Origin of the sequence: Aeromonas simiae (assembly GCF_000820125.1) — a bacterium.
Lineage (GTDB): Bacteria > Pseudomonadota > Gammaproteobacteria > Enterobacterales > Aeromonadaceae > Aeromonas > Aeromonas simiae.
Window position 1 is genome coordinate 109,261 of sequence record NZ_CDBY01000007.1, and the last position, 13,702, is coordinate 122,962.

The following is a 13,702-nucleotide window of genomic DNA, read 5'->3' on the forward strand; positions in this document are numbered from 1 at the left end:
CTCCTTTTTATATGGTGCCGCGTTTGCCGCTCAGTGGTCGCCCAGGTAGTGGTCGCGATATTGGTCGCGAATGGCGAGGAAGTCGTCGAGGTGCGCCATCATGAGATCGACTAAGGTCGGGTCGAAATGGTGGCCACGCTCCTTGCTGATGAGGGCGAGCACCTGGTCGAGCGGCCACGCCTTCTTGTAGCAGCGATCCGATCCTAAGGCATCGAACACGTCGGCGAGTGCCACGATGCGCCCTTCCAAGGGAATGCTCTCACCGACGAGGCCGCGTGGATAGCCGGAGCCGTCCCACTTCTCATGGTGATAACCGGCGATGGTGGCGCCGATCTGGAACAGCTCGAGCTGGCTGCCCGAGAGCATATCCTGACCGAGCTGGGCGTGGGTCTTCATGATCTCCCACTCCTCCGGGGTGAGCTTGCCCGGCTTGTGCAGGATGGAGTCGGGAATGCCCACTTTGCCGATGTCATGCAGGGGGGAGGCGCGCTTGATGAGTTCGCAGCGATCCTCTTCCATGCCGAGCAGTTGGCAGAACAGCTCGGTGTAGAGGGCCACCCGTTTGACGTGGAGACCCGACTCCTTGGAGCGGGTCTCCACCAGCTCGCCGATGCGGTAGATGATCTCGCGCTGGTTGTCGGCGATCACCTCGTTGAGCCGGATGTTCTCCAGCGCCACTATGATGTTTTCGGTAAACAGGCTGAGCAGGCCGGTGTCGACCTCGCTCAGGTGCTGGTTTCCCTCGACATGGAACAGCAGGTGGTGACGGCTGTTCTTGCAGTAGAGCACCAGCTCCTTTTGGCCATAGATATTGCTTTGCGCCTGCATGGCTTGCTGGACAATGGGCGGGGCAAGGGCGAGATCGACGCTATCGGGTAAGGCATCGAGCGTCTGCAACTGGTTATCCTGCACCTCATACGCGCTCTGCTTTAGATCGTAGAGCACCGAATCTTCCAGATTGAGCAGGGCACTGAGCTGCTCGCGCGCCCCCTCGATGAAGGTACGCAGCGCGCGCTTTTCGAAGATGCCGCGCGAGGCTTCGATCACCTTCTGCAGGCCGCGCCGGTTGCGCTCGAGGGTTCGAATGTCGCGATAGGAGCGCAGGCTGGCCCGCAGCAGGGTCCGCAGCTTCTGCGAAGTGAGTTCGGTCTTGTCTTTGTAGTCGTTGATGTCGAAGTTGCTGACCACATCGTCTTCCGGCGCCTGGCCGGGCTGACCGGTGCGCAGCACGATGCGCACCATGTTGTTTTGCAGCGTCTCGCGCACGAAGCGCACCACCTCGAGACCGGCGTTGTCGGTCTCCATCACCACATCGAGCAGCAGCAGGGCGATGTCACCTTGTTGCTCCATCAGGCTCATGGCCTCACGGGCGCTGTAGGCGTGCAGCAGATCCAGTCCCTTGCCGTCGAACTCGAACTGGGAGAGGGTGACGCGGGTGACGCGGTGCACTTCGGGCTCATCGTCGACGATCAGCACTTTCCAGTAGCGTCTGGGTTCGTCGGCGGGGGTTGCCTCGTCATCAATGATCAGGATGTCGTCATCCATATGCCAATCCTGTTGGGCCTCTCTGGTAACAATACCGGTTTACCCAAGCTTAGGAAACTTGCAGGGATATAAAAAAGCAAAAAATGCTGGTACATCAATGAACAACGCCTCCCGAAGGAGGCGTTCCATATCACAAAATCAGGCGGCGTGGTGCAGGCTGGCACTCTGATAGAGCGTTTTATCCGCCGCCAGCGCCGAGGGCTCGAAGTCATCGACGTTGATGGTGCGAAGTCGCCCTTGCTCGGCCCGGCGCAGTTGCTCCGCTTCGACCTGGGTGAGCACGCCGGCCGCCACTCCCTCGTCGGCCACCTGATCCAGCGCCATGAAGGGGCGGCGCACGCCTGCGGCCTTGCACACCTTGTCAAACAGCGGCTCGGCGGCGAGCACGTCGTCGAGCGCTTGCTCGAGCAGGCCGAAGGGGTTGCCCTCTTCGCGGGTGAGGTACTGCCCCTGGGCCAGACGGCTGCGGGTAGCGTTCGGGCTTTGCAGCAGGCGGGCGACCTGGCTGTCGAGCTTGTCGCAAGGCTTTTGCATGTCACGGCCAAGCGGCAGCACGACCAGGCGCAGGGCCAGCCCCAGCCAGCGGTTGGGGAAGTTGCGCAGCAGCTCGTCGATGGCCAGCTGGGCCTTGTAGAGGGCATCTTGCACCGACCAGTGCAGCAGCGGCAGATCCTCTTTCAAGCGCCCCTCGTCGTTGAAGCGCTTGAGGGCGGCCGAGGCTAGGTAGAGCTGGCTCAACACGTCACCCAGGCGCGCCGAGATGCGCTCCTTGCGCTTGAGCTCGCCACCCAGCGTGCCCATGGCCACGTCCGAGAGGAAGGCCAGGTTGGCCGACAGACGGCTGAGCTGCTGGTAGTAGCGGCGGGTCTCATCCTTGAACGGGGCCTTGGCAAAGCGGGCGCCGGTCAGCCCCAGCCAGAAGCTGCGCAACTTGTTGCTGATGGCAAAGCCGACGTGACGGAACAGGGCCTGGTCGAAGTCTTTGAGCCCCTGCTCGGCATCCGGGTGACCGGCGGCCAGCATTTCGGCCAGCACGTACGGGTGGCAGCGGATCGCCCCCTGGCCGTAGATGATCATGCTACGGGTCAGGATGTTGGCCCCTTCCACCGTGATGGCGATGGGGGAGCCCTGGTAGGCGCGCGCCAGGTAGTTGTTCGGCCCCATGCAGATGGCCTTGCCGCCGTGGATGTCCATGGCATCGATGACGCACTTCTGGGCCCGGTCGGTGAGGTGGTACTTGACGATGGCGGAGATGACCGACGGCTTCTCGCCGAGATCGATGCCGGCCACGGTCAGATCGGCGGCGGCCCCCATGATGTAGGCGTTGCCGCCGATGCGGGCGAGTGGCTCCTCGATCCCCTCCATCTTACCGATAGGCAGTTTGAACTGGCGGCGGATCCGGCTGTAGGCGCCGGTGGCCAGGGCCAGCATCTTGACGCCGCCTGTGCTGTTGGAGGGCAGGGTGATGCCGCGTCCGACCGACAGGCACTCGACCAGCATGCGCCAGCCCTGACCGGCCATGGCCGGGCCACCGATGATGAAATCGAGCGGGACGAACACCTCCTTGCCGCGGGTCGGGCCGTTTTGGAACGGCACGTTGAGCGGGAAGTGGCGGCGGCCGATCTCGACCCCCTTGATGTGGGTCGGGATGAGGGCGCAGGTGATGCCGAGCTCCTCCTCGTCACCGAGCAGGTGATCCGGGTCGCGCAGTTTGAAGGCCAGCCCCAGCACGGTGGCGATGGGGGCCAGCGTGATGTAACGCTTGTTCCAGGTCAGGCGCATGCCGAGCACTTCCTTGCCTTCCCACTCCCCCTGGCAGACCACGCCGATGTCGGGGATGGCGCCGGCATCCGAGCCCGCCTCCGGACTGGTGAGGGCGAAACAGGGGATCTCCTTGCCAAGGGCCAGGCGCGGCAGGTAGTGATCCTTTTGCGCCTCGGTGCCGTAGTGTTGCAGCAGCTCGCCCGGGCCGAGGGAGTTGGGCACCCCGACGGTGGAGGCGAGCACGGCGCTGGCGCCGCACAGCTTTTGCAGCACGCAGGACTGGGCGTAGGCCGAGAACTCCAGACCCCCGTACTGCTTCTTGATGATCATGGCGAAGAACTTGTTGTCTTTGAGGTACTGCCACACCTCGGGGGAGAGATCCGCGCGCTGGTGGGTCACTTCCCAGTCGTCGACCATGCGGCACACGGTCTCGACCGGGCCGTCGAGGAAGGCCTGCTCCTCGGCGGTCAGGGTATTGACCGGCACCGAGTGCAGCTTCTTCCAGTTCGGGTTGCCGGCGAACAGCTCGGCCTCCCACCAGGTGGTCCCCGCTTCGATGGCCTCTTTCTCGGTGCGCGACATCTCCGGCATGATCGATTTATAGAGCGTGAAGAGGGGGCGCGAGAGGTAGTGGCGGCGCAGCTCGATCAGGTTGAGCGGCAGCGCGACGGCGGCAAACAGCAGCCAGAGCGGCCAGGGCAGGTGGCCGAACAGGGCGCCGATCAGCATGGCGCCAAACAGCATCAGGGTGGACATCAAGAGAGGGACGCGCTGGTATATCACGTATCCGGCGACAAGCAGGACCCAGAGCAGGGTAAGGGTCGTGGTCATTGTGTGCTCCTTGCAGGCTAGGGTTACGAGTCAACGACTCATCCAGAGGTCTGACCTGTTGGTCATGGCACCGTTGTAAACGATACGTATCCGGTTATCAAGTTGTTTACATTTGTGGTCGCACCGAATGTGATCTGGCAGGCAGCGATGGGGGCAATCGTCGGTGCGAGGGGCGACGCGCACGGCACGCTTGTGCGACAATGCCCCGTCTTTGCCCGATGGCTGAAAACAAGAAGAGAGCAACCCATGTACCAAGAGCTGATCCGCAGTGAACTGACCGAAGCCGCAGACGTGCTGCAGAAATTTCTCTCCGACGAGCAGAACATCCAGAACATTGAGGCCGCCGCCAAGCTGCTGGCCGCCTCCTTCAAACAAGAGGGCAAGGTGCTCTCGTGCGGTAATGGTGGCTCCCACTGCGATGCCATGCATTTCGCCGAGGAGCTGACCGGCCGCTATCGCGAGAACCGTCCCGGCTACGCCGGCATCGCCATCTCCGATCCGAGCCACCTCTCCTGCGTCTCCAACGACTTTGGCTATGACTATGTCTTCTCCCGTTATGTGGAAGCGGTCGGCCGCCGTGGCGACGTGCTGCTCGGGATCTCCACCAGCGGCAACTCGGGCAACATTCTCAAGGCCATCGAGGCGGCCCATGCCAAGGGCATGAAAGTGATCGCCCTGACCGGCAAGGATGGCGGCAAGATGGCGGGTCTGGCGGACGTCGAGATCCGGGTGCCGCACTTTGGTTATGCCGACCGTATTCAGGAGGTGCACATCAAGGTGATCCACATTCTGATCCAGCTGGTCGAGAAGGAGATGGCCAAGTAATTGGCCCATCTGGCAGGAGAGGACGATGTGTGAATTGCTTGGCATGAGTGCCAATGTCCCGACCGACATCTGCTTCAGTTTTACCGGCCTGATGCTGCGCGGGGGCAAGACCGGCCCCCATCGCGACGGGTGGGGGATCACCTTCTATGAGGGGCGCGGTTTTCGTACCTTCAAAGATCCCCAGCCGAGCGCCGAGTCGCACATCGCGCGGCTGGTGCAGGAGTATCCCATCAAGAGCCGCGCCGTGGTGAGCCACATCCGGCAGGCTAACCGTGGCACCGTTTCGCTGGAAAACACCCACCCCTTCACCCGTGAGCTGTGGGGGCGCTATTGGACTTTTGCCCACAACGGTCAGCTGACCGGCTGGAAGAAGCTCCCGACCGGTCGCCACCGCCCAGTCGGGCAGACCGACAGCGAGCACGCCTTCTGCTGGCTGCTCGATCAGCTTGAGCAAAAATACCGGCGCCAACCGACCAACTGGCCGGCCATGTTTCGCTATTTGGCGGGGTTGTGCCAGCAGCTGCGCGGGCTCGGGGTGTTCAACATGCTGCTCTCGGACGGGGAGTACGTGATGACGTTTTGCTCCAACAACCTGCACTGGTTGACCCGGCGCGCCCCGTTTGGTGAGGCCACCTTGCTCGATGACGAGGTCTCCATCGACTTCCAGCGCGAGACGACGGCCAACGACGTGGTGACGGTGATCGCCACCCGGCCGCTGACCGGCAACGAAGAGTGGCAGGCGATGCAGCCCGGTGAGCATATGCTGTTTCGCCTCGGTGAGCGGATCGCCGGCGGCGTGGCTTAGGTGGGAATGAGTGGTTAGGGATGAAAACGTAAGAAGGGAGGCCACGGCCTCCCTTCTTTATGTCATTGACGCAAATCGCTATTCGTCGGCATAGCCGGCCGGACCGAGCGGCTCGCCGTCCATCAGCGCCTTGTCTTGCATCATCACCAGGCGCCCCATGCAGAACCAGCTCACCACCAGCGGGTAGATGGCGTGCTCTTGCACCTGCACCCGGGCAGCCACCTCCGCTTCCGTGTCCCCCTCGAAGATGGGGACGCGGGCTTGCAGCACCACAGGCCCACCGTCGAGCTCTTCGGTGACGAAGTGGACGCTGGCGCCGTGCTCAGACTCACCGGCCTCGATGGCGCGGCGGTGGGTGTGCAGCCCTTGGAACTTGGGCAGCAGGGAGGGGTGGATGTTGAGCATGCGACCGTGGAAACGGGCGATGAAGGCAGGGGAGAGGATGCGCATGAAGCCCGCCATCACGATAAGATCGGGGCGGTAGCCCTCGACCAGATCGCCCAAGGCGGCGTCATACTCGGCCCTGTCGGCAAAGCCGGCGGCCTCCAGCACCTCGGTGGCGCAGCCCGCCGCGCGGGCACGGGTGAGGCCATAGGCCTCGCCCTTATTGCTCACCACGGCCACCACCTCGCCGGCGACACGCCCCTCCTGGCAGGCATCAAGGATGGCCTGCAGGTTGCTGCCGTTGCCGGAGATCAGCACCAGGATGCGTTTCATCGGATGACGACCTGCTCCTCACCGGCGGGTTGGTCGGCGATGTGGCCGATCAGCCAGGCTTGCTCGCCTTCGCCATTGAGCAGCGCCAGCGCCTTCTCCACTTCGCTCTGGGGCAGGGCGATGATCATGCCGACACCACAGTTGAAGGTGCGATACATCTCGTGGCGGGTGACGTTGCCGGCCTCTTGCAGCCAGCTAAATACCGCCGGCCACTGCCAGCTCTGCTCGTCGACGATGGCCTGGGTCTGCTCGGGCAGCACGCGCGGGATGTTCTCCCAGAAGCCGCCGCCAGTGATGTGGGAGAGCGCGTGGATCTCGCACTCCTTGAGCAGCTTGAGCACCGGCTTGACGTAGATGCGGGTCGGCTCGAGCAGGGCGTTGGCCAGGGTGGTGTTCCCCAGGGATTGCTGTACGTCGGCCTTGGAGACTTCCAGGATCTTGCGAATGAGGGAGAAGCCGTTGGAGTGCGGGCCGCTCGAGGCCAGGGCGATCAGGGCGTCACCGGCCTTGACCTTGCTGCCGTCGATGATGTCGCTCTTTTCGACGACGCCGACACAGAAACCGGCGATGTCATAATCCTCCCCTTCGTACATGCCCGGCATCTCGGCGGTTTCACCACCGACCAGGGCACAGCCAGACTGCTCGCAGCCGGCGCCGATCCCGGTGACCACGGCCGCTGCGGTATCCACGTCCAGCTTGCCGGTGGCGTAGTAGTCGAGGAAGAAGAGGGGCTCTGCACCCTGCACGATCAGATCGTTGACACACATGGCCACCAGATCGATACCCACGGTGTCGTGCTTTTTCAGGTCGATGGCCAGGCGCAGCTTGGTGCCCACCCCATCGGTTCCGGAAACCAGCACCGGCTCCTTGTAACCGGCCGGAATTTGACACAAGGCACCAAAGCCGCCGAGACCACCCAGGACTTCCGGACGACGTGTGCGCTTGGCCACGCCCTTGATGCGATCGACCAGCGCATTGCCGGCATCGATGTCCACGCCTGCATCCTTGTAGCTCAGTGAGGTTTTGTCAGTCACGAGTATTCCCCGTCATGTGGTGATAGTGGAGGGTAAAAGTCGGGGCGTATTCTACCAGCGCGGGCGGGAAACAAGAAGGAAATCGTTTGCGCATTTTTGCGCAAAACTGCTCTACAATCGCGGGGTTTTAGGGTACTATTCCGCGATTTTTTTGCGCGGCAGTTCGAGGAGATAATAATGAGAGTCGTTGAAGCCAAACATCCCCTGATCAAACACAAACTCGGTCTGATGCGCGAAGGGGACATCAGCACCAAGCGCTTCCGTGAACTGGCCAAGGAAGTGGGCAGCCTGCTCACTTACGAGGCAACCGCCGATTTCGAAACCGAGAAAGTTACCATCAACGGCTGGAATGGGCCAGTGGAAATTGACCAGATCAAGGGCAAGAAGGTCACGGTCGTGCCGATCCTGCGCGCCGGTCTTGGCATGATGGATGGCGTGCTCGAACACATGCCGAGTGCCCGCGTCAGCGTGGTGGGGATCTACCGCGATGAGGAGACCCTCAAGCCGGTGCCCTATTTCGAGAAGATCGTCAGCAATATCGAGGAGCGTCTGGCCCTGGTCATCGACCCCATGCTGGCCACCGGTGGCTCGATGATCGCCACCATCGATCTGCTCAAGAAGAAGGGCTGCCAGTCCATCAAGGTGCTGGTACTGGTCGCGGCTCCGGAGGGGATCAAGGCCCTCGAAGCGGTTCACCCGGATGTGGAGCTTTACTGCGCCGCCATCGATCAGGGGCTCAACGAGAAGGGCTACATCGTGCCTGGCCTCGGTGATGCCGGCGACAAGATCTTCGGCACCAAATAAGCCAAACCTTGTTTCAAAAGAAGCCGGCCCTGTGCCGGCTTCTCGTTTTCTGGGCACGATGAGCGCCTCTGCCTTGCCGCTCACGCGGGCTTGCCGCTACCATGGCCTCTCCTCATGGCCTGAATCGAGACCTCTCCTATGCGACACATTCCCCTTGCCGCCTTGCTGCTCAGCGTGCTCTCCACGGCTGCCAGTGCCGTTCAGATCGCCGATCTCTATCAGGGCAGGGCCCCCGCGACGGGAGCGCCGGAGGCTTTGCAGACCCAGGCGCTGGGACAGGTGCTGACCAAGCTGACCGGTCAGCGGGAACTGCTGGCCAAGCCCGAGATCCAGGGGGCCATCGGTAAGGTGAGCGACTATGTGCGCCGCTATGAGTACCAGGGGGAGGGGGCCGAGAAACAAATGTGGGTGGAGTTTGACCCGAGCCGGGTGAACCAGCTCGCGACCCGCAGCCAGCTGGCGATTCTCGGCAGCTCGCGGCCACAGATCGCCGTCTGGCTGGTGATCGACGACAGCCAGCGTCGCATGGTCGGGGATCAGTCCCAGGATGGCTGGGCCCAGGAGCTCAAGGAGAGCAGTGGGCCGTTGGCGCTGCCGCTGGTGCTGCCGATCATGGATCTCGATGACAACAGTGCGGTCAGCGTCACCGACGTGTTGGGGCGCTTTATCGAGCCGGTGGCGCGTGCCAGTGCCCGCTACGGCGCCGAGATGGTGCTGCTGGGTCGCCTGACGGCGCAGGATGAGACCTGGACTCTGGAGTGGAACCTCTACGGTAGCCGCGATGGTCAGCAGAGCGAGCTGAGCAAGGGCACCTTTAGTGGCGGGCAGGCCGAGGTGAGCGAGCAGCTCACCGGCGAACTGGCGCGCTGGCTGGTGGCGCATTACGGCGTCAAGGTGGGCGGCGAGCGGCAATCGATCCCGCTACAGGTCGACGGACTCGGCGATCTGGGCGACATGGCCAAGGTGCAGTCGCTGCTGCGCGGCATGGCCAACGTGGCGGCGGTCGAGGTGGCCAGCATCGAAGGGGAGAGTGTGGTGCTGCGGGTCGATTTCTTCGGCTCGGCCGAGCAGCTTGGCAAGGGGCTCTCACTCGAGTCGCGTCTGAGCGAACTGGAGAGCAAACCCGAGGGATTGCACTACCGCTGGCAGCCGAACTGAGCATCACCATGACCGCCGGGCGGTTCTCTCCGGGCCGCCAGGATGATACACTGGCGGCCAAGTCTCATCGACAAAGCACGCAGAGTGAAACAACCGGCCCAGCTATCTCTTGCCGTACAACTTCCGGATGACGAAACCTTCGTCAGTTTCTATCCCGGTCACAATGCCCACCTGATCACGGCCCTGAAGAACGCGGCCATCGGTCAGGGCTCCCCCTTTATCTATTTCTGGGGCCCCAAGGGGACCGGCCGTTCTCACCTGCTGCACGCCACCTGTGCCGAGGTCAACGCCCGCGACGCGGCCGCCGCCTATCTTCCTCTCGATCAGTTCGACACGCTCGACCCCAGCATGCTGGAGTCCTTGGAGAGCCTGCCGCTGGTCTGTCTCGACAACCTCGAGGCGATCGCCGGCAATGCCCAGTGGGAGCGGGCGCTGTTCGATTTTTACAATCGCTGGCGTGAGAAGGGGCAGCCTGGCTCGCTGGTGGTGACGAGCAGCAGTGCGCCACGCAAGCTGGGCCTACAACTGCCGGATCTCGCCTCCCGCCTCGACTGGGGGATCAACTTTCATCTGGACGAGCTCGATGACGAGGGCAAGCTCAGCGCCCTGCAACTGCGCGCCGAGCTGCGCGGCTTCAAGCTCCCCATCGACGTGGGCCGCTTCCTGCTCAACCGCCTCTCGCGCGACATGCGCACCCTCTTGGCCACCCTCAACCAGCTCGATAACGCCTCGTTCCGGGCCAAGCGCAAGCTCACCATTCCCTTTGTGAAAGAGACGCTCGAGCTCTAGCGGCAAGGCTTTCTTGCTCAACCCCAAGCGCGGCAAAAACAAACCCCGGCACCAGGCCGGGGTTTTTTTATTGCACTCACACCACGATCAGTGGAACTGATCTTCTTCGGTCGAGCCGGTCAGCGCGGTCACTGAGGATTGGCCGCCCTGGATGACGGTGGTCACCTTGTCAAAGTAACCGGTGCCGACCTCTTGCTGGTGCGCCACGAAGGTGTAGCCCCGCTTGGCGGCGGCAAACTCCGGCTCCTGCACCATCTCGACGTAGTGCTTCATCCCCTCGCCACGGGCGTACTGGTAAGCCAGTTCATACATGTGGAACCACATGTTGTGAATGCCCGCCAGGGTGATGAACTGGTACTTGTAGCCCATGTCGGAGAGCTCCTGCTGGAAGCGGGCGATGGTGGCGTCGTCCAGATTCTTCTTCCAGTTAAAGCTTGGGGAGCAGTTGTAGGCCAGGATGCGATCCGGGAACTTGGCCTTGATGGCTTCGGCAAACTTGCGCGCCTCGTCCAGATCGGGCTTGGCGGTTTCGCACCACACCATGTCGGCGTAGGGGGCGTAGGCCAGACCGCGGGCAATCGCCTGATCGATGCCGGCACGCACCTTGTAAAAGCCCTCGGCGGTGCGCTCTCCGGTCAGGAAGTCCGCATCATAGGGGTCTGCATCCGTGGTCAGCAGATCGGCGGCGTTGGCGTCGGTACGGGCGATCACCAGCGTGGTGGTGCCGCAGACGTCGGCGGCCAGACGGGCGGCGATGAGCTTTTGCACTGCCTCCTGGGTCGGCACCAACACCTTGCCACCCATGTGGCCGCACTTCTTGACCGACGCCAGCTGATCTTCGAAGTGCACGCCGGCAGCGCCCGCCTCAATCATCCCCTTCATCAGCTCGAAGGCGTTCAGCACGCCACCGAAACCGGCTTCGGCATCGGCCACGATCGGCAGGAAGTAGTCGATGAAGCCCTCATCCTGCGGCCCCACCTTGTTGGCCCACTGAATTTGGTCGGCGCGGGCGAACGAGTTGTTGATGCGCTCCACCACCGACGGCACCGAGTTGGCCGGGTAGAGGGATTGATCCGGATACATGGTGGAGGACAAGTTGTTGTCCGCCGCCACCTGCCAACCGGAGAGGTAGATGGCCTCAATACCGGCCTTGGCCTGCTGCACCGCCTGGCCGCCGGTCAGGGCGCCGAGGCAGTTGACGTAACCTTTCTTGGCATCGCCGTGGATGAGATCCCACAGCTTGTCGGCACCGCGCTGGGCCAGGGTATACACCGGCTGGAGGCTGCCGCGCAGATTCACCACGTCCTCGGCGCTGTAGCCGCGTTTGATCCCTTTCCAGCGGGGATTTTCCGCCCACTCTTTCTCAATCGCCTGGATCTGCTGTTCACGGGTCAGAGCCATATCAGTTCCCTCTCTCATGGATTTCACGTTCCGTTTGACTTGTTATGGGGCCGTTGCCGGCCCGGATTTCACAGCCGCTCGTAACCGGGCAGCGTCAGAAAATCGACGAGTGTGTCGGCGCAGGTGATCTCGTCCATCAGACGCGCCGCCTCGGCAAAGCGCCCTGCCTGCCAGCGGGCCTCACCCACTTCTTCCTTCACCACCTCCTGCTCCTCGGCCAGCATCTGGCGAAACAGTGCCTTGGTGACCACCTGGCCGTTTGACAGGGGCTTGCCATGGCGGATCCACTGCCAGATGGAGGTGCGGGAGATCTCGGCGGTGGCGGCATCTTCCATCAGGCCGTAGATGGGCACACAACCGTTACCGCCGATCCAGGCCTCCAGGTATTGCAGGGCGACCCGGATGTTGGTGCGCATGCCGGCCTCGGTGCGCTCCCCCTCGCAGGGGGCCAGCAGATCGGCGGCGGTGATGGGGGCATCTTGTTCGCGCAGTACGCCAATCTGGTTCTTGGCGCCGGCCGGAATGGCGGCATTGAACACCGCCATGGCGGTGTCGGCCAGGCCAGGGTGGGCCACCCAGGTGCCGTCGTGGCCATTGCTCGCTTCCCGCTCTTTATCCGCCTTGACCTTGGCAAACACCTGCTCGTTGACCGCCGGATCCTTGGCCGGGATAAAGGCCGCCATGCCGCCCATCGCCAGCGCACCGCGCTGGTGGCAGGTCTTGATCAGCAGCCGTGAGTACGCGCTCAGGAACGGCTTGTCCATGGTGACCACTTGGCGATCAGGCAGGACGCGATCCGGGTGGTTCTTGAGCGTCTTGATGTAGCTGAAGATGTAGTCCCAGCGGCCGCAGTTCAGCGCCACGATGTGATCCTTCATCTGATAGAGCAGCTCATCCATTTCAAACACAGCCGGCAGGGTTTCGATCAGCACGGTGGCCTTGATGGTGCCGCGGGGCAGGGCGAAGCGGTCTTCGGTCCAGGCGAACACCTCGCTCCACCAACGCCCTTCCAGATGGCTTTGCAACTTGGGCACGTAGAAGTAGGGGCCGGAGCCCTTGGCCAGCAGCGCCTTGTGGTTGTGCAGGAAATAGAGGGCGAAGTCGAGCAGGCCTCCCGGGATGGGCTTGCCATCGAAGGTGACGTGCTTTTCCGGCAGGTGCAGGCCGCGCACCCGGCAGATGAGCACCGCCGGGTTGGGGTTGAGACGGTACTCTTTCCCCTCCGGGCTGGTGTAGGCAATCGTGCCGTTCACCGTATCGCGCAGGTTGATCTGTCCCTCGATCACCTTGTCCCAGGCGGGGGCGAGGGAGTCCTCGAAGTCGGCCATGAAGACTTTTACGTTGGCGTTGAGGGCATTGATGACCATCTTGCGTTCGACCGGGCCGGTGATCTCGACACGGCGGTCTTGCAGATCGGCGGGAATGCCGCGGATGGTCCAGTCACCGGCACGAATGTGGGCGGTTTCGGGCAGAAAATCGGGCAGCTCGCCACCGTCGATACGGGCGGCGCGGGCCACGCGCTGGCCCAGCAGCTCATCACGCTGGGGAGCGAAGCGCTCCACCAGCTCGGCGACCAGCTGCACGGCTTCCGGGGTGAGAATCTGTGCGTACTCGGGACGCATCTGGCCCGTGATGGCCAGGCGCTGACTGCAGTGGGTCTGGGCGGGTGCCGACATGGATACACTCCTTGAATCTTACATTTCGAACAAATTCACTACGACTTTAGTCGTTCCCTGTTCTTGTTGAGCCCTGCAAAGAGGCTGCTCGTGTCGCTAGTCACGGTGCGAGAAAAGTCCCTGAGCGTCAATAGATTTTTTAAAACATCTGTTTTGCATCTTTATATAAGCTGTTGTTTTTAAATGATTAAATAAAAGTGAGTTATTACTCTATGCAGATGAATATGCTTGATGCTTAAAACGAGGGCAGCGCCTCGCATCGTCAGGGGGGAGTAAAGCGGCAATGTAATTTATTACGTAATTTACTTTCAGTTTCATGGGGTGCAAGAAGGAATCCCGAGTTCACTCCAAGG

General features: G+C 62.4%; 11 protein-coding genes. 5 read left to right on the plus strand and 6 right to left on the minus strand.

Annotated elements, in window-relative coordinates:
• Window positions 1-30: 30 nt before the first annotated feature.
• Together BN1134_RS01145 and fadE are read right to left on the minus strand one after the other, a co-directional pair.
• Window positions 31-1,545 (minus strand): HD domain-containing phosphohydrolase, encoded by a 1,515-nt coding sequence (locus BN1134_RS01145; protein WP_042044736.1) that lies wholly within the window; start codon window positions 1,543-1,545, stop codon window positions 31-33.
• Window positions 1,546-1,683: 138 nt separating this feature from the next.
• Window positions 1,684-4,140, minus strand: coding sequence for an acyl-CoA dehydrogenase FadE (gene fadE / locus BN1134_RS01150; protein WP_042044737.1), 2,457 nt, complete (start codon window positions 4,138-4,140; stop codon window positions 1,684-1,686).
• Window positions 4,141-4,386: 246 nt separating this feature from the next.
• Between fadE and lpcA the strand changes: the two genes are divergently transcribed.
• Both lpcA and BN1134_RS01160 read left to right on the plus strand, forming a co-directional pair.
• Entirely contained in the window at window positions 4,387-4,965 is a 579-nt protein-coding gene (lpcA, locus tag BN1134_RS01155; RefSeq protein WP_042044739.1) for a D-sedoheptulose 7-phosphate isomerase, read from the plus strand.
• 25 nt (window positions 4,966-4,990) lie between these two features.
• Entirely contained in the window at window positions 4,991-5,770 is a 780-nt protein-coding gene (locus BN1134_RS01160; protein WP_042044740.1) for a class II glutamine amidotransferase, read from the plus strand.
• 78 nt (window positions 5,771-5,848) lie between these two features.
• On the opposite strand, the gene purN is transcribed toward BN1134_RS01160, so the two are convergent.
• Window positions 5,849-6,487 (minus strand): phosphoribosylglycinamide formyltransferase, encoded by a 639-nt coding sequence (purN, locus tag BN1134_RS01165; RefSeq protein WP_042044741.1) that lies wholly within the window; start codon window positions 6,485-6,487, stop codon window positions 5,849-5,851.
• A complete protein-coding gene (gene purM, locus BN1134_RS01170) occupies window positions 6,484-7,521 on the minus strand; it encodes a phosphoribosylformylglycinamidine cyclo-ligase (protein ID WP_042044742.1) in 1,038 nt (345 codons plus the stop codon). The genes purN and purM overlap by 4 nt, the downstream gene beginning before the upstream one ends.
• Before the next feature lie 177 nt (window positions 7,522-7,698).
• Here purM and upp point away from each other — a divergent pair, with 177 nt between their 5' ends.
• From upp to hda, 3 genes are all read left to right on the plus strand, one after another.
• Entirely contained in the window at window positions 7,699-8,325 is a 627-nt protein-coding gene (gene upp / locus BN1134_RS01175; RefSeq protein ID WP_042044743.1) for a uracil phosphoribosyltransferase, read from the plus strand.
• A gap of 138 nt (window positions 8,326-8,463) precedes the next feature.
• On the plus strand, window positions 8,464-9,483 hold the full coding sequence (locus tag BN1134_RS01180; protein WP_042044744.1) for a DUF2066 domain-containing protein: 1,020 nt from the start codon (window positions 8,464-8,466) through the stop codon (window positions 9,481-9,483).
• Between the two features lie 84 nt (window positions 9,484-9,567).
• Window positions 9,568-10,272: a DnaA inactivator Hda gene (gene hda / locus BN1134_RS01185; RefSeq protein WP_084214660.1), complete on the plus strand. Its 705-nt coding sequence runs from the start codon at window positions 9,568-9,570 to the stop codon at window positions 10,270-10,272.
• An 87-nt stretch (window positions 10,273-10,359) separates the two neighbouring features.
• On the opposite strand, the gene aceA is transcribed toward hda, so the two are convergent.
• Window positions 10,360-11,673, minus strand: coding sequence for an isocitrate lyase (gene aceA, locus BN1134_RS01190; RefSeq protein WP_042044746.1), 1,314 nt, complete (start codon window positions 11,671-11,673; stop codon window positions 10,360-10,362).
• Between the two features lie 68 nt (window positions 11,674-11,741).
• Entirely contained in the window at window positions 11,742-13,349 is a 1,608-nt protein-coding gene (gene aceB, locus BN1134_RS01195) for a malate synthase A (protein WP_042044747.1), read from the minus strand.
• Window positions 13,350-13,702 lie beyond the last annotated feature (353 nt).